This is a genomic window from Crenobacter intestini, from assembly GCF_004919095.1.
Lineage (GTDB): Bacteria > Pseudomonadota > Gammaproteobacteria > Burkholderiales > Chromobacteriaceae > Craterilacuibacter > Craterilacuibacter intestini.
This window is the reverse complement of the sequence record NZ_STGJ01000002.1, coordinates 104,869-121,013: the sequence shown is the minus strand read 5'-3', so window position 1 is coordinate 121,013 and position 16,145 is coordinate 104,869. Positions and strand designations below refer to the sequence as shown.

Annotated in this window: 17 protein-coding genes; 13 read left to right on the top strand and 4 right to left on the bottom strand. The window is 67.8% G+C overall.

Annotated features, from left to right (window positions below; genetic code table 11):
• The first annotated feature begins 55 nt into the window (after positions 1-55).
• The 3 genes from E5K04_RS03085 (at position 56) to E5K04_RS03075 (ending at position 1,488) form a co-directional block, all read left to right on the top strand.
• The gene (locus E5K04_RS03085) at positions 56-631 is read left to right on the top strand and encodes a hypothetical protein (RefSeq protein WP_136551447.1); all 576 of its coding nucleotides are present in this window, start codon (positions 56-58) and stop codon (positions 629-631) included.
• 48 nt (positions 632-679) lie between these two features.
• Positions 680-979, top strand: coding sequence for a hypothetical protein (locus tag E5K04_RS03080; protein WP_136551446.1), 300 nt, complete (start codon positions 680-682; stop codon positions 977-979).
• Between the two features lie 77 nt (positions 980-1,056).
• Entirely contained in the window at positions 1,057-1,488 is a 432-nt protein-coding gene (locus tag E5K04_RS03075) for a hypothetical protein (protein WP_136551445.1), read from the top strand.
• Here the strand turns inward: E5K04_RS03075 and E5K04_RS03070 are convergent.
• The gene (locus E5K04_RS03070) at positions 1,460-2,917 is read right to left on the bottom strand and encodes a DUF2252 domain-containing protein (RefSeq protein WP_136551444.1); all 1,458 of its coding nucleotides are present in this window, start codon (positions 2,915-2,917) and stop codon (positions 1,460-1,462) included. The genes E5K04_RS03075 and E5K04_RS03070 overlap by 29 nt on opposite strands.
• Before the next feature lie 192 nt (positions 2,918-3,109).
• On the opposite strand from E5K04_RS03070, the gene E5K04_RS03065 reads away from it, so the two are divergent.
• The 4 genes from E5K04_RS03065 (at position 3,110) to E5K04_RS03050 (ending at position 5,342) form a co-directional block, all read left to right on the top strand.
• Positions 3,110-3,373 (top strand): GIY-YIG nuclease family protein, encoded by a 264-nt coding sequence (locus E5K04_RS03065; protein ID WP_136551443.1) that lies wholly within the window; start codon positions 3,110-3,112, stop codon positions 3,371-3,373.
• A gap of 70 nt (positions 3,374-3,443) precedes the next feature.
• The gene (locus E5K04_RS03060) at positions 3,444-4,094 is read left to right on the top strand and encodes an MBL fold metallo-hydrolase (RefSeq protein WP_136551602.1); all 651 of its coding nucleotides are present in this window, start codon (positions 3,444-3,446) and stop codon (positions 4,092-4,094) included.
• Positions 4,094-4,429, top strand: coding sequence for an MGMT family protein (locus E5K04_RS03055; protein ID WP_205700283.1), 336 nt, complete (start codon positions 4,094-4,096; stop codon positions 4,427-4,429). Before E5K04_RS03060 ends, E5K04_RS03055 begins: the two co-directional genes overlap by 1 nt.
• A 118-nt stretch (positions 4,430-4,547) precedes the next feature.
• Positions 4,548-5,342 (top strand): outer membrane protein OmpK, encoded by a 795-nt coding sequence (locus E5K04_RS03050; protein WP_136551442.1) that lies wholly within the window; start codon positions 4,548-4,550, stop codon positions 5,340-5,342.
• A 127-nt stretch (positions 5,343-5,469) separates the two neighbouring features.
• On the opposite strand, the gene yihA is transcribed toward E5K04_RS03050, so the two are convergent.
• A complete protein-coding gene (yihA, locus tag E5K04_RS03045; protein ID WP_136551441.1) occupies positions 5,470-6,084 on the bottom strand; it encodes a ribosome biogenesis GTP-binding protein YihA/YsxC in 615 nt (204 codons plus the stop codon).
• Positions 6,085-6,174: 90 nt separating this feature from the next.
• Between yihA and E5K04_RS03040 the strand changes: the two genes are divergently transcribed.
• From E5K04_RS03040 to ccsB, 3 genes are all read left to right on the top strand, one after another.
• Positions 6,175-6,789, top strand: coding sequence for a c-type cytochrome (locus E5K04_RS03040; RefSeq protein WP_136551440.1), 615 nt, complete (start codon positions 6,175-6,177; stop codon positions 6,787-6,789).
• A gap of 73 nt (positions 6,790-6,862) precedes the next feature.
• Positions 6,863-8,887, top strand: coding sequence for a cytochrome c biogenesis protein ResB (locus E5K04_RS03035; RefSeq protein WP_136551439.1), 2,025 nt, complete (start codon positions 6,863-6,865; stop codon positions 8,885-8,887).
• Positions 8,877-10,025, top strand: a complete 1,149-nt coding sequence (gene ccsB, locus E5K04_RS03030; RefSeq protein ID WP_136551438.1) for a c-type cytochrome biogenesis protein CcsB — start codon at positions 8,877-8,879, stop codon at positions 10,023-10,025. Before E5K04_RS03035 ends, ccsB begins: the two co-directional genes overlap by 11 nt.
• A 48-nt stretch (positions 10,026-10,073) precedes the next feature.
• On the opposite strand, the gene E5K04_RS03025 is transcribed toward ccsB, so the two are convergent.
• A complete protein-coding gene (locus E5K04_RS03025; protein ID WP_136551437.1) occupies positions 10,074-10,415 on the bottom strand; it encodes a hypothetical protein in 342 nt (113 codons plus the stop codon).
• Between the two features lie 92 nt (positions 10,416-10,507).
• Here E5K04_RS03025 and E5K04_RS03020 point away from each other — a divergent pair, with 92 nt between their 5' ends.
• Complete coding sequence (locus tag E5K04_RS03020; protein WP_235844235.1) at positions 10,508-10,843, top strand: rhodanese-like domain-containing protein; 336 nt, start codon at positions 10,508-10,510, stop codon at positions 10,841-10,843.
• A 45-nt stretch (positions 10,844-10,888) separates the two neighbouring features.
• A complete protein-coding gene (locus E5K04_RS03015) occupies positions 10,889-12,712 on the top strand; it encodes a putative bifunctional diguanylate cyclase/phosphodiesterase (RefSeq protein WP_168929139.1) in 1,824 nt (607 codons plus the stop codon).
• Between the two features lies 1 nt (position 12,713).
• On the opposite strand, the gene E5K04_RS03010 is transcribed toward E5K04_RS03015, so the two are convergent.
• The gene (locus E5K04_RS03010; protein WP_136551435.1) at positions 12,714-13,976 is read right to left on the bottom strand and encodes a glutamate-5-semialdehyde dehydrogenase; all 1,263 of its coding nucleotides are present in this window, start codon (positions 13,974-13,976) and stop codon (positions 12,714-12,716) included.
• A 235-nt stretch (positions 13,977-14,211) separates the two neighbouring features.
• Here E5K04_RS03010 and E5K04_RS03005 point away from each other — a divergent pair, with 235 nt between their 5' ends.
• Positions 14,212-16,116, top strand: coding sequence for a propionate--CoA ligase (locus tag E5K04_RS03005; RefSeq protein WP_136551434.1), 1,905 nt, complete (start codon positions 14,212-14,214; stop codon positions 16,114-16,116).
• The last annotated feature ends 29 nt before the right edge of the window (positions 16,117-16,145 follow it).

Here is a 16,145-nt window from a genome sequence, read left to right as displayed (position 1 = left end):
AACACCTGCCACCTACACTGGCAACGTCAAACCTGAGCACAAGAGGAACAACACCATGAAAACGCTGAACAAGACCCTGGCCGTCATGCTGGCCGCACTCGCCCTCACCGCCGGCGGCAACGCCTTTGCCGGCACCGGCAAGAGTGCGGGCGGCAAGTGCCAGGCCTCGCCGCTGCGCGAAGCCATCCTCTCCGGCGCGCTGACCGACGCCGAACTGAAGACGCTCGAGCAGGATCGCGACGCGCTGCGCGCACGCTACCGCGCGCTCAAGCAGGCCGGTCAGCCGCTGGACGAGGCATCCCGCACCGAACTTGCCAAGCTGCGCGGCGCGCTGCGCGAAAAGACGCATATGCTGGCGGAAAACGACGTGAAGGGCCCGGCACGTGACGCGCTGCCGGCCAGCTTCTGCGGCGCACGCGGCGGCAAGGCGGGCAAGGGCGGACACATGCAGCCGCCGGCCGGGCTGAGCGCCGAGCAGCAGGCCGCGTGGCAAAAAGACCGCGACACGATGCGCGCGAAGATGCAGGCAGCCCGCGCCGATGGCATGGTGGACGCCAAGGAGCGCGCCGAGCTGCAAACGCTGCGCGACGAGATGCAGCGCAAATACCACGGCGCGCCGGCCAAGCCTTGATGTAGCAGGCGGGTGGCAGGCATCTGCCGCCCGCCCTACAATCGCGCCATGCCCATCCGCCTCCTGCTGATTGCGCTGCTGTGCCTTGCGGGCAACGGCCGCGCGCTCGCCGACGACGACTGCGACAAGCAGGCCTCGCACCGCCTGCGCGAATTGCGCGTGCGCGAGGCACTCGCCAACGGCGACCTGAGCCGCGCCGAGGCCGAACGCCAGCTGCACAGGCTGCACAAGGAGGCCCGCCGCCAGCAAGGCCAGGAACAGCGGCGCCTGGCACCGGACGACGCGTTCGACGACGACGCCCGCCATTACTGGCGCGACAAGCGCCGCCGCAAGGCGCAGCCGGACTGACACGCGGCCACGGATTCGTATAGCATGGATGGCGCGGGCACAAGCTTGCTGTCCGCGTCATCGACCAAGGAGGCAAGATGCGCAAGCTGGCGTTCTGGCTTGTCCTGTGGCTGGCCACCGGCCCGGTGCTCGCCGCCCACGCTGCCTGCGCCGCGAGCACGGCGCCCGCGCGCTGCCAGGCCATCCACGCAGGCGAGGCGAGCTGCACCGACGTACCCGGCGCCGACAAGCGCGCCTGCCTGGACACCTTCACCCCCGCCTCCGACTGCCGCCGCGACCGCGACCGCCCCCGCTGCGAAGCGCTGCAAAAAGCCCAGCAAGCCTGCGACACCGAACAGGGCGAGGCGCGCCGCCTGTGCGTGCTCGCCCAGTTGCCGCAACGCGACTGCGCGCGCGCGCCTGACCGTGCACGCTGCGCGCGCCAGGCCGAGGCCGAGGCGGCCTGTCTGGGCCAACTCGGCGCGGTGGAACGCCAGTGCGTCAGCCGGCGTCTTCAACAGACGCCTTGATCGACGGGCGCTTGCTGCCGAACGGGCCGATGTCGACCGACGCATCGACCGGCAGCACGCCGTCCGCGATCGCCCGGCTGAACACCTCGAAATCCGACTCGACCTGGTCCGCGTACAGCAGCGCGTAGCGCGACAGCGCGTCGGAAAACTTGCCCGAATTGCCCATATAGCCTGCGATCACCGCGGCCTGCCCGCCGGACTTGGCGTGCGCGCGCGCCAGCGTCCACGCGCACGCCTGCCCGTACGCGCGCAGTGTCTCGGCGTCGAAATTCTCCAGGTCGGCCGACGCCTTCATGTCGCGCAGCTGGCGCACGTAGAAATGGCGGCCAGCCGGTCCCGTCGTCCAGCCGAGGAACACGTCGCTCGCCGCCTGCATCAGCCGCTGGCCGAACACCACGCGCTTGCCCTGATGGCCGTGCACGCAAGGCTGGGTGAAGCGCTCGAGCACCGACGGCCGCGCCTCCTTCAGCTGCAGGAACAGGGGCTGGTCGTAGTCGTCCTGCAGCAGGATCACCAGGCAACGCGTGCCGACGCTGCCGACGCCAACCACCTTGAACGCGATGTCGACCCTGTTGAAGCGGCGCACCAGCAGGGCACGGTCCTCCTTCAGCGTCGACAGGTAGTCGTCCATCATCGGCTGCAACGCCGGGTCGGCCAGCCCGTCGGCCAGCCACTGGTCGTCTTCGGGCAGCAGCGAGCTTGGCTTGTGCAGGTGGAACAGAGTGGGCGGGGTATCACGCAATTGCAGGCGGGCGCCGGTGTCGGCAGTGATCTTAGGCAGCAGGCGCTGGTGGGTGCGGTTGCGCGCGCGCTGGCCGAGGCGGTCGAGCTGCTCGCGCAGGTGGTCGTTGTGCGCGCTCGCGCATAGCTGGTCGAACGAGACCTTGCTGTACCAGACGTCCATCTGGCTCATCCGCGCGTACTCGTTCATGCGGCGCCGGTAGGTGCCGGTGGCCGCCTCGACGATGCCGCGGCCGGTCGCGTCGGACAGGCCTAGCGTGCGCGCGGCGAGCACCAGGCTGGTCGCCAGCCGCTTGACGTCCCACTCCCACGGCGCCTGGTGCGTCTCGTCGAAGTCGCAGATGTCGAACAGCAGGTTGCGCTCGGGAGACGCGAAGAAGCCGTAGTTCATCAGGTGCGCGTCGCCACAGGCCTGCACCAGGATCCCCGAGTGCGGCTGGCTGGCAAGGTCGGCCGCCTGCACCATCGCCAGGCCGCGGAAGAACGCGAACGGCGACGCCGCCATCCGCGCGTAGCGCAGCGGCACCAGCGCCGGCACCCTTCCCTCGCTGCTTTGCTGGACGATGGCGACCGGATCGCGCTCCGCGGCCAGCCCGCACACGGACAGCGCGCTGCGCGGGCAGTGCTTGCGGCGGGCGCGCCCGGCCTCGAGCAGCTCTTCGAAACGGGGGTGGTGGTTGCTCGGCATGATGGGTTTCCGTTGTCGTTCTGCCTGCGATTTTACGCCGTCGTCACGCGGCGCGCCCGCGCATTATGCGGCAGCCGCTTGGGCGGGGTGCCGCTTGGGCGGTACACTGCCGGCACGCGCAGCCTTCAACTCGCGTGGATCCACACCCGACCCACAGCTTCCCAACAGCCGGCACACAGCTTGTCCACACCCTTGTCCACACCCCGCCCCTGGTTCCTGTACGTGCTCGAGTGCCGCGGCGGCAGCCTGTACACCGGCGTCGCGCTCGATGTGGCTCGCCGCTTTGCCGAGCACCAACGCGGCCGCGGCGCGCGCTATACACGCAGCCACCCGCCCGAGCGCGTGCGCTTGACCATCGAGTTTCCCGACAAGTCGGCCGCGCTCAAGGCCGAACACGCGTTCAAGGCGCTGCCGGTGCGCGAGAAACGCGCGCTGCTCGCCCGGCACGGCGGCTGACGGGACTTTCTGCGCGCGCCGGCGCGTGCCAGAATCGACCCATCCTGCATTTATCCCGGAAGCCACTGCCATGGCCCTGCGTTACGAGACCATCCCCGTCACCCCCTTCGAACAGAACGCGACCCTGTTGTGGTGCGACCGCACCCTGCGCGCCGCCATCGTCGACGCCGGCGGCGACGCACAAAAGCTGCTCGGACGCGTCCAGGCGAACGGCGTCACCGTCGAGAAGCTGCTGCTCACCCACGGCCATATCGACCACGCCGGCGCCGCCGCCGAACTCGCGAAGGCGCTGGGCGTCCCCGTCGAGGGCCCGCAGGAAGCCGAGCGCTTCTGGCTCGACCAGTTGCCGCAGCAGGGCAAGATGTTCGGCTTCGCGCATAGCGATCCGCTGACGCCGGATTGCTGGCTCGCCGACGGCGACAGCGTGACGGTCGGCGACGAGACGCTGGCCGTCATCCACTGCCCGGGCCACACGCCCGGCCACGTGGTGTTCTACAGCGCCGCCGCCGGCCTGCTGATCGCGGGCGACGTGCTGTTCGCCGGGTCGATCGGCCGCACCGACTTCCCGATGGGCAACCACGAGGCGCTGATCGCGGCGATCCGCGGCAAGCTGTTCGCGCTGCCCGACGACACCCGGGTGCTGCCCGGCCACGGCCCAGAGACGACGATAGGCGAGGAGCGCCGCTTCAACCCCTTCGTCGCCGACCCGCGCTTCGGCTGATGGACGCAGGCTTCGCAGAGCGCGTCGCCGACGCGCTCCGGGCCGTACCCGCCGGGCACGTCACCAGTTACGGCGCGCTCGCCGCCGCCGCAGGGTGGCCGCACCACGCCCGCCATGTCGCGCACGTGCTCAAGGCCATGCCGGCGCTGCCGTGGCAACGGGTGGTACACGCCGACGGCCGCCTCGCGCGGCCGGGCAGCGAACAGCACGACTGGCAGCGCGCGCTGCTCGAACACGAAGGGGTCGCCTTCCTGCCGTCCGGCCGCGTCGACCTCAGGCGCTGCGGCTGGCCGGTCGCCGGCGGCAGCATGCCGCCATCAATGACAAAAGGCTGACTTACAAGAAAACAACGCGCAAATGGCAATAATTTTGCGTTTCGACGATCTGCCTATATCCTGCGCGCCAGCCGCCGCCCTGCCGGCGTTTTTGCCTCACCGTTTCAGGATTTTCATCATGTTGCTCCGCTCCGCCATCGCCCTGGGCTGCGCCCTGGCCGCCCCCACCGCCCTCGCCGCCAACGACTGGTCGTTCAAGAACGTCAGCGTCAACTGGCTCGACTGGTCCGACGGCACCACCGCCCGCACCAACGCCGGCGCCTTCGGCGGCAAGAAGGACTTCGCCTTCCTCGAGCTGGAAGGCGGTTGCGGCGGCGACTGGGGCGAGGCGTACGGCTTCTTCGACATCGAGAACCCGGGCATGGGTTCGACCGAGAGCGACAGCCGCGACCAGCGCCGCTATGCGGCCAAGGCCGTCGTCCGCTTCAACGTAGCCGAAGTGGGCGGCCTGCCGCTGCAGGTGTACACGCACCTGTACGACACCCGCGACCACCACGGCTTCTTCGACCAGAACCGCGTGCTCGGCCTCGGTACCAGCTGGCGCTCGGGCAACTTCTGGGTGAAGCCGTTCATCGGCGCGCACCAGGAGCTCAAGTCCGGCGTCGGTGCGCACTTCAACGGCTGGATGGCCGGCTACGTCGCGGGCTACGACTTCACCGCGTTCGGCCAGTCGATGTCGCTGACCCAGTGGCACGAAACCGAGTTCGCGCGCAAGGACCGTTTCCTCGCCATGGGCAACCCGGACGGCGGCGTGACGCAGGGCAAGAAGGCCGGCCAGAACGGCGCGGTCGCGCTGTGGTGGAACGTGAACAAGTCGCTGACCACCGGCGTGCAGTACCGCTACGCCGACGACAAGCTCGGATCGGCGACCTACCAGAACGCGATGATCTACTCGGTCAAGTACAACTTCTGATCAACGCTTGCGCGTCTGGCGCGCAAAAGAAAAGTCCCGGACGAAAACGTCCGGGACAGCGCCCTGTACCTCCAAGGCCCCGTCCGGCAAGCATCGGACGGGCAGGCGCTCCTCAGCACCCGCAGGCTTAGACTGCGTCCGGCGGCAAAGTTCCTTGCCCGCCGAACCAACCCTCGACCACCCGTTCGACCTCCTCGCAGCCGCTCTTCTTCAGGCTGGAAAAAAGCTGCACGCTCACCTGCGGGTACGCCGAGAGTTCTGCGCGCACTTCCTTCAGCGTCTTGGCCTGCTCCTGGCGCGACAGCTTGTCCGCCTTGGAGAGCAGGATGTGCACCGGGCGCCCGGTACCGAGGAAGAATTCAAGCATCCGCCAGTCCAGCTCCTTCAGCGGATGGCGCGAATCCATGATCAGCATCAGCCCGACCAGGCTCTGCCGTGTCGCCAGGTAGCGCCCGAGCAGTTCGACCCAGTGCGCGCGCACCGGCTCGGGCACCTGCGCGTAGCCGTAACCGGGCAAGTCGACCAGGTAACGCTCGTTGCCCAGGTCGAAAAAGTTGATGTGCTGGGTGCGTCCCGGCGTCTTCGACACGTAGGCAAGCCGGGTGCGGTTGGTCAGGGTATTGATCGCACTGGACTTGCCCGCGTTCGACCGGCCGACAAAAGCGACCTCCGCCAGGGTGGGCGGCAAGTCTTTGAGATGGTTGACGGTGGTATAAAAACTGGCGTTCTGGAAGATGGGCATGGTAGTAACGGACAAGTCAGTTGTTATAGAATAGCACGATTGAAAATGCCTCTTTCACGGATATACAAGCATTCTTTCTAAGGAGTGACCATGAAATTCAAGACGCTGTTGGCGTTGTCGACCGCCCTGGCGGCAGGCTCCGCCCTGGCCGCGGCGCCCGCGCCTAAGGCTGACCCGGCCAAGGGCAAGGTCATCGTGGAACAGGTCTGCGCGGCCTGCCACGGAGTCGACGGCAATAGTGTCGCCTCGACCAACCCGACGCTGGCCGGCCAGAGCCAAAGCTACCTGCTGCAGCAGTTGCACAACTTCAAGGACGGCAAGCGCAAGGACCCGATCATGATGGGCATGGTCGCACCGCTGTCCGACCAGGACATGGCCAACCTCGCCGCCTACTTCAGCGAACAGAAGGTCAAGCCGCGCGACGCGACCGACAAGACGCAGCTGGCACTCGGCAAGGAAATCTACCGCGTCGGCGTGGCGTCGACCAAGGTGCCGGCGTGCATGTCGTGCCACGGCCCGGCCGGCAAGGGCCTGCCGGAGAAGTACCCGCGTCTGGGTAGCCAGCACGCCGCCTACATTGTCAAGCAACTGCACGACTACAAGCTAGGCGAGATGCGGAGCAACGCGATCATGGCAGACATTGCCAAGCGCATGAGCGATGCCGAAATGAAGGCGGTCGCAGAATATATTTCCGGCCTGCGCTAAACGCAACTTTTTGCGCGACGCCCACTCATAAGGGGGTGCCTGGGCAGGCACCCCCTTATTCATCCTCAATGCCATGTCATCCAAAAAACGCAACACCACGCTCCCCTACCGGCTGTACGAGCTGTTCAGCTCGATGCGCTTCGCGATCGGCCTGCTGACCATCCTCGCCATCGCATCGGTGATCGGCACGGTGCTCAAGCAGAACGAGCCCTACCCCAACTACGCCTTCGAGTTCGGCCAGTTCTGGTTCCAGCTCTTCGAGTTGCTCGGCCTCTACGACGTCTACCACTCGGGCTGGTTCCTGACCATCCTCGCCTTCCTCGTGCTGTCGACCACGCTGTGCATCGTGCGCAACGGCCCGGGCTTCGTGCGCGAGATGAAGGGCTACCGCGAAAAGGCGTCCGACACCTCGCTCTCGCTGATGCAGCATAGCTGCGAAGTGCCCGGCGACGCCGACCCGGCAGCGGTCAGCCAACGCCTGCAGGCCGAAGGCTTCAGCGTACGCGAGCTCCGGCGCGAAAACGGCAGCGTCGTGCTCGCCGCCAAGAAGGGTTCGGCCAACAAGCTCGGCTACTTCTTCGCGCATATCGCGATGGTGGTCATCTGCATCGGCGGCCTGCTCGACGGTAACCTGCCGCTGAAACTCGCCGAGCTCGCCGGCCGCATCGTCCCCGAGACGCGCGACGTCCCGCAAAGCCAGGTCCCGGCGCAAAGCCGGCTGGACACGGGCAACCTGTCGTTCCGTGGCAACGTGACCGTGGGCGAGGGGCGCAGCGCCGACGTGGTGTTCCTCAACGCGGGCAAGGGCTACCTGGTGCAGGAGCTGCCGTTCATCGTCACCCTGAAGAAGTTCCACGTCGACTACTACAGCAACGGCATGCCCAAGCTGTTCGCCAGCGACTTGGTCGTCACCGACAAGGCGACCGGCAAGGCGACCGAGGCGACCATCGAGGTCAACAAGCCCTTGGTCGTCGACGGCGTCGCGATCTACCAGGCCAGCTTCGGCGACGGCGGCTCGCCGCTGACGCTCAACGCGTGGAACGTCGCACAGCCGGACGGCAAGCCGGTGCCGATCAAGGGCGTGTCGATGGCGTCGCAGCCGCTGCGTTTCGGCGACAAGGCGTTCAACCTCGAGTTTGGCGAACTCAAGGTGTTCAATATCGAGGACATGGACACCCAGCCGGGCAGCACAGACTTCGGCCAGAAGATGAAGGACGTGCGTGAGGTGCGCAAGGAGAAACATGTGCGCAACCTCGGCCCGTCGATCACCTACAAGCTGCGCGACGAGCAGGGGCAGGCACGCGAGTTCCACCACTATATGGCGCCGATCGCGCAGGACGGCCGGCAATACCTGATCACCGGCGTGCGCGCCGAGGTCGGCCAGCCCTTCCAGTACCTGCGCCTGCCGCTGGACGAGGGCATGGCGGTCGACCGCTTCATGCGCCTGAACGCCGCGCTCGCCAACCCGGCACTGTACGACGAGATCGCCCGCCGCACCGCGGCGCAGGCGCTCTCGGGCGGTGCGATCAGCCCCGCGCTATCCCGCCAGTTCGAAGACAGCGTGAAGTGGGTGCTCGCCCGCTTCGCCGAGGGCGGCTTCCCGGCGCTCGAGTCCTTCATCGACGACAAGGTGCCGGCCGACAAGCGCCAGGCGATCGCGCAGACCTATATCAAGATCCTGCAGGGCACGGTGCCGGTGGTGATGGACGTCGCCGACCGCCAGGCCGGCGTCGCGCCGGCCCCGGTCGACGAGGCGAAGTACCGCTTCATGCTCGACACCCTAGTCGCCAGCTCAGCCCTGCACGAACTGGGCGCGCCGGTCCTGCTGCAGCTGACCGGCTTCGAGCAGGTACAGGCGTCCGGGCTGCAGCTGACCCGCTCGCCGGGCAAGGACCTCGTCTACCTCGGTTCGCTGTTGTTGATCATCGGCATCATCCTGATGTTCTATGTGCGTGAAGTCAGGCTGTGGGTAGTCTTCCACGGCGCGCGCATGCACCTGGCGATGACGTCGAACCGGCACAACCGCGACCTCGACCGCGATTTCGAACATCAACACGCAGCACTGCAACAGCAAGTTGGAGCAAGCAATGCAAGCTAGCCATTCCCTCAACCTGGGCCCGCGCGCGTCCTGGCTCAAACCCGGCCCGCTCGACTGGGCGTACGCCGTCGTTATCCTGATCGCCTGCGCGGTGGCCTTCTGGCACTACGACCATTTCATGGACGTCTACGAGGAGGCCATCCTAGCCGGCTCCGCGCTCGGCCTGATCGGCCTTGGCTGGTTCTGGAAGGACTGGCGCTGGTACTTCCCGCTGTCCGGCCTCGTCTCGCTGGCCGCGATCGGCGTCTACGACCACGAGCTCTCCCGCGCGCAGGACGCGTTCTGGCTCAAGTACCTGCTCTCCAGCCAGTCGTCGATCATGTGGATGTGCACGCTGTTCGTGCTGGCGACCTTCACTTACTGGGCCGGCGTGCTCGCGCGCTCGGCGACCTTGCAAAAGATGGGCAGCGGGCTGACCTGGGCGGCGGCGGTGATGGGGCTCGCCGGCCTGTTCACCCGCTGGTACGAGAGCTACCTGATCGGCCCGGACATCGGCCACATCCCGGTGTCCAACCTGTACGAAGTATTCGTGCTGTTCTGCCTGATCACCGCGCTGATGTACCTCTACTACGAAGGGCGGTTCGCCGCGCGGCAGATGGGCGCCTTCGTGCTGCTGATCATCAGCGCCGCGGTGGTCTTCATCGTGTGGTACGCGTTCGACCGCCAGGCGCACGAGATCCAGCCGCTGATCCCTGCCCTGCAGTCGTGGTGGATGAAGATCCACGTGCCGGCCAACTTCGTCGGCTACGGTGCGTTCGCGATCGCCGCCATGCTCGGCATCGCCCAGTTGATGGTGATGCGCGGCTGGCTCGCCGACCGCCTGCCCCCGCCGGAAGTGCTCGACGAGGTGATGTACAAGGCGATCGCGATCGGCTTCCTGTTCTTCACCATCGCCACCGTGCTGGGCGCGATGTGGGCGGCCGACGCGTGGGGCGGCTACTGGAGCTGGGACCCGAAGGAGACCTGGGCGCTGATCGTGTGGCTGAACTACGCGGCGTGGCTGCACGTGCGGCTGGTCAAGGGCTGGCGCGGCAAGCCGCTGGCGTGGTGGGCGGTGGTCGGCCTGTTCGTCACCACCTTCGCCTTCGTCGGCGTCAACATGTTCCTCAGCGGCCTGCATTCGTACGGTGGCCTGTAAACACGCGGCGCCATGAAAAAGACCCGGCATCCGCCGGGTCTTGTCGCGTCAGAGCCCCGCGCAGCGGCTGAACAGCCGCCGCCACTTGGCGGAAAGGGCTGGGCCATACTCGAACAGTCTGAGCACGCCCGGCTCGGCGACCAGCCGGAAGCCGATATTGCCGGAGGCCGGGTTGAAGAACTGCAGGCTGTGCCGCTGCAGGCCGCTGTTCGAGCGTTCGAAGTAGTCATCCGGGATCCGCCACGCCTCGATGCCCGCCTCGACGCAGGCGAGCACGGCCGCCGGTGCCGAACGGGTGATCAACTCGAGCGAGGGCAGGCCGCCCGCGGACACCGGCGCCGCCAGCGTGGCCATCAGGCAGAACAGGACGCGGCGGGGTGGGCAGGACATGGCGGCTCCGGAAGTAAAGGCTGAGATCGCCGTATCTTCTTACAGATAGCAATCACATTCAATACTTGTGCGTGCAAGACACGCCCGGAAGGATGCACATGAAAACCCTGCTGCTGGCGCTGGCCCTGCTGGCCGGTACCCCCGCCGCGCTCGCCGCGCTGCTTGTCGACGTTCGCACCCCCGCCGAGTACGCCGAGGGCCACCTGCCCGGCGCGGTCAACCTGCCGCTGGACACGCTGCAGGCGACGATCGTCCGCCACGCCCCCGACCGCAGCAGCCGCATCGAGCTCTATTGCCGCAGCGGCCGGCGCTCGGCCGCCGCGGCCGGGCTGCTGCGCGGCCTGGGTTACCGGGACGTGCACGACTTGGGGAGTTACACGGCGGCGGCACAGGCGACGAACAGCATTTCCTGTAAGAAAGAGTGCTAGTATCGGTCGTTACATTTACAAGAGTACGGTTTGAGCATGCCCCCGATGGAACCGGACGTCCTGCCTCCTGAGTACGCGGCCGCCTTGCCGGCGCGGCTTGTCCCCAGCCAGCGTGCGCAGGCCGGGGACCCGGGCACGGCAGAACCGGCGCACGCCGCGGGGCTCCGGCACACCGACGAATCGGAATTGCTCGCCGCCCGGCAGCGCAGCCAGTTGCTGTGGGAGCAGTCGGCGCTGGGCATGGTCGAATGGGACGAAGGGTTCAGGGTCCGCGAATGGAACCCGGCCGCCGAACGCATCTTCGGCTACACCCGCGACGAGGCGCTGGGCCAACACGCGCACTTCATCCTGCCCGACACCGTACGCAACAGCGTCAGCCGCGAAGTGCTCGACATCCTGCTCGCGCAGCAAGGCGGCTCGTACAGCCTGAACGCCAACCTGCACCGGGACGGCCGCGTGATCCAGTGCGAGTGGTTCAACACTTCACTGGTCGACGAAAACGGCCAGACACTCGGCGTGACCTCGCTGGTGCAGGACGTCAGCGAACGCGAGGCGGCACAAACCCATAACCGCTACCTCGCCGAACACGACGAGCTGACCGGCCTCTACAACCGCAAGTACCTGTCCCACCGCGCCGAGCATGCGATCAGCCTCGCCAGCGCGCAGCAGCCGCTCGCGCTGGCCTTTATCGACCTCGACAACTTCAAGCATGTGAACGACACGCTCGGCCATAGCGCGGGTGACCGCCTGCTCTGCCTGCTTGCCGCGCGCATCGGCGCGCAGTTGCGTGCGCATGACTGCGCGGCGCGCCAAGGCGGCGACGAGTTCATCCTGCTGCTGCCGGACACCACGCTGCCGCTGGCCGGCGCGCTGCTTGACGAGCTGGCCGCCGCGCTGGCCGCGCCCTGCCACATCGACGGGCACGAGATCTGCGTGACGGTGTCGATCGGCGTCGCCTGTTACCCGCAGGACGGCGAAGACTTCGACACCCTGCTGCGCAGCGCGGACATGGCGATGTACGACGCCAAACGCGACGGCAAGAATACCTGGCGGGGCTTTCGCGCGCCGCTGCGGGATCGCGCCAGCCGCCAGATGCTGCTGGAGAGCGCGCTGCACCGAGCGCTCGCGCGGGACGAATTGTCGCTGCACTACCAGCCGCAGTTCGCGCTCGGAAGCCAGCAACTGCTCGGCTTCGAGGCGCTGCTGCGCTGGCACTCGGAAGATCTGGGGACGGTGTCGCCGGTGGAGTTCATCCCGGTGGCCGAAAGCTGCGGGCTGATCGCGATGATCGGCGACTGGGTGCTGCAGGAGGCGCTGCGCCAGCTCTCGCGCTGGCAGGCGGCAGGGTTCGCGCCGGTGCCGGTCGCCGTCAACCTGTCCGCCGCGCAGTTCCTGCAAAGCGACCTGGCCGAGCGCATCGCGCGGGCGCTCGACGCGCACGCGGTCGACGCCGCGCTGCTCGAACTCGAACTGACCGAAAGCGTCGCGATGCAAAGGCCGGAAGAAGCGCTCGAACAGCTGGCCGCGCTGCACGCGCTGGGGATCCGGGTGTCGATCGACGACTTCGGCACCGGTTACTCGTCGCTGTCCTACCTGAAGCGTTTCCGGCTCGACCGTCTGAAGATCGACCGCTCCTTCGTCGCCGACATCGTCGAAGACCACGAGGACCGCGCGATCGTCGAGGCGGTGATCCGCATGGCCGGCGCGCTCGGGCTGAAGACGCTGGCCGAAGGGCTGGAGACGCCGGAACAGCTCGCCTGGCTCACCGCGCAAGGCTGCGACGCCGCGCAGGGCTATCTGCTCGGCCGGCCGGCACCGGCCGGCGAGGCCACCGCCTGGCTGCGCGCGCAGGCGGTAGCCACCACCTGAATCAGCCGCGTACCTGGCCGTCGCCGAGCACCACCCACTTCTGGCTGGTCAGCCCTTCCAGGCCGACCGGCCCGCGCGCGTGGATCTTGTCGGTCGAGATGCCGATCTCGGCGCCCAGCCCGTACTCGAAGCCGTCGGCAAACCGGCTACTCGCGTTGACCATCACCGAACTTGAATCGACCTCGCGCAGGAAACGTCGCGCATTCGCGTAGTCGCCGGTGATGATCGCGTCGGTATGGTGGCTGCCGTGCGTGTTGATATGGTCGATCGCCTCGTCCAGGCCGTCGACCACGCGGATCGCCAGGATCGGTGCCGCGTACTCGGTGTCCCAGTCTTCCTCGGTCGCCACGCGCACCCGCGCGTCGCCGACCAGTTCGCGCGTCGTCGGGCAGCCGCGCAGTTCGACCCCCTTCTCCAGATACACCGCGCACATCGCCGGCAGGAAGCCGGCGGCGACCGCCTCGTGCACCAGCAGGGTCTCCATGGTGTTGCAGGTACCGTAACGCTGGGTCTTCGCGTTGTCGCACACCTTGAGCGCCATCGTAAGGTCCGCGTGCGCGTCGACGAAGGTGTGGCAGTTGCCGTCCAGGTGCTTGATCACCGGCACCCGCGCCTCGGCGCTGACGCGGGCGATCAGCCCCTTGCCGCCGCGCGGAACGATCACGTCGACGTACTCGGGCATGGTGATCAGTGCGCCGACCGCCGCACGGTCGGTGGTCGCGAGCACCTGCACCGCGTCGGCCGGCAGGCCGGCCGCGGCCAGGCCCTCGGCGACGCAGGCGGCGATCGCCTGGTTGCTGTGGAACGCCTCGGAGCCGCCGCGCAGGATCGCCGCGTTGCCGGCCTTCAGGCACAGCCCGGCCGCGTCGGCGGTCACGTTCGGCCGCGCCTCGTAGATGATGCCGATCACGCCCAGCGGCACCCGCATCTTGCCCAGCTGGATGCCGGACGGGCGATAGCTGAAGTCGTCCATCTCGCCGACCGGGTCGGGCAGCGCCGCCATCTGGCGCAGGCCCTCGGCCATGCCCGCGACGGTCTGCGGGTTCAGCGTCAGGCGGTCGAGCATCGCCGGCGCCAGGCCTTCGGCGACCGCCTGCTCGAGGTCGCGGCGGTTGGCCGCGACAAGCTTGTCCGCGTCGCGTTCGATCGCGTCGGCCATCGCCATCAGTGCCGCGTTTTTCTGGCGGGAGTCGGCGCGCGCCGTCGCACGGCTGGCGCGCCGCGCCGCCTGCCCCACCGCCTGCATGTACTCTTTGATATCCATATCCGGGACCGTGCTGTTTGCCATGATGTGCGACAGATTAACGCAGCTTGGCGGACACGTGCCAGCCGTTTGGGCTGTGCTGGAATCTCTTTTGTACAACGCGCCGGCCGCTTGTCCACGCTAGCGATGCGCCGCGAATTGACCCTGACGGCATGCAAAGTTTATTTTGTCGGACAAGCACATGCTTGGTTCACACAAGACTGCCGGCAGGCGGCACGACAACAAAGGAGAACACATGCCCCACCACAGCTACCGCGACTTCCACGCCGCGTCCGTTGCCGACCCCGCCGCCTTCTGGACGCGCGAGGCCGGACGCATCCACTGGCACAAGCCGTTCACGCAGGCGCTCGCTTACGACCAGCCGCCCTTCCGCGACTGGTTCGTCGGCGGCGAGACCAACCTCTGCTACAACGCCGTCGACCGCCATCTGGCCGAGCGCGGCGAGCAGGCCGCGCTGATCCACGTCTCGACCGAGACCGGCAGCGAGCGGACTTACAGCTACCGCGAACTGTACGAAGAGGTCGCCCGCTTCGCGGCCATCCTCGAAGCCCAGGGCGTCGGCCGCGGCGACCGCGTGCTGATCTACATGCCGATGATCCCCGAGGCGGTGTTCGCGATGCTGGCGACCGTGCGGCTGGGCGCGGTCCATTCGGTGGTGTTCGGCGGCTTCGCCTCGCACAGCCTCGCCACGCGCATCGAGGACGCGCGCCCGAAGGTGATGGTCACCGCCGACGCGGGGCTGCGCGGCGGCAAGGTGATCGCGTACAAGCCGCTGGTCGACGAGGCGCTGTCGCTCGCCGGCGACGCGGCGCCCGCGCGGGTGATCGTCGTCAACCGCGGCGTCGCCGAGCCGCCGATGATGAAGCCCGGCCGCGACCTCGACTACGCCGAACTGCGCGAGCGCATGCAGGACGCGCGCGCCTGCGTGGCCTGGGTCGAGTCGAACCACCCGAGCTACATCCTGTACACCTCGGGCACCACCGGCAAACCCAAGGGCGTGCAGCGCGACACCGGCGGCTACGCAGTCGCGCTCGCATCGACCATGGAATACATCTACGGCGGCCGCCCGGGCGAGACCTTCTTCTCGACGTCCGACATCGGCTGGGTGGTCGGCCACAGCTACATCGTGTACGCGCCGCTGATCAACGGCATGGCGACACTGATGTACGAAGGGCTGCCGACCCGGCCGGACGCCGGCGTCTGGTGGTCGCTGGTCGAGAAATACCGGGTGACGGTGATGTTCTCGGCGCCGACCGCGCTGCGCGTGCTGAAAAAGCAGGACCCGGTGTGGCTGAAGAAATACGACCTCAAGAGCCTGCGTGCGCTCTTCATGGCCGGCGAGCCGCTGGACGAGCCGACCGCCAGCTGGATCGCCGGCGAACTGGGCGTACCGGTGATCGACAACTACTGGCAGACCGAGACCGGCTGGCCGATGCTGACCGTCTGCCGCGGCGTCGAGGACCTGCCGGTGAAGGTCGGCTCGCCCGGCCTGCCGGTCTACGGCTACGACGTGCGCCTGTTCGACGAGGCCACCGGCGAGGAAGTCGGCCCCGGCCAGAAGGGCGTGATCGGCGTGCTGCCGCCCTTGCCGCCAGGCTGCATGAGCACGGTGTGGGGGCAGGACGGACGCTTCGTGTCGACCTACTTCGGCCTGTTCAAGGACAGGCTGGTCTATTCGTCGTTCGACTGGGGGATCAAGGACGAGGACGGCTACTACACCATCCTCGGGCGCACCGACGACGTGATCAACGTCGCCGGCCACCGGCTGGGCACCCGCGAGATCGAGGAGGCCGTCGCCGGACACGGCGCGATCGCCGAGGTGGCGGTGGTCGGCGTCAGCGACACCTTGAAGGGGCAGGTGCCGCAGGCGTTCGCCGTGGTGCGCGACCCCTCGCAACTGGCCGACCCGGACAGCCGTGAGCGGCTTGAGAAGGAAGTCATCGCGCGCGTCGCGCAGGCGCTCGGCGCGATCGCCAACCCGGCGCGGGTATTCTTCGTCAACCAGTTGCCGAAGACGCGCTCGGGCAAGGTGCTGCGCCGCTCGATCCAGGCACTGGCCGAGGGACGCGACCCGGGCGACCTGACCACGCTCGACGACCCGGCCGGCATCGAACAGGTCCGCCAGGCCGTGCAGGGCTAAGGGTGGCGGCAGGCGGAACGCCGCCTGCC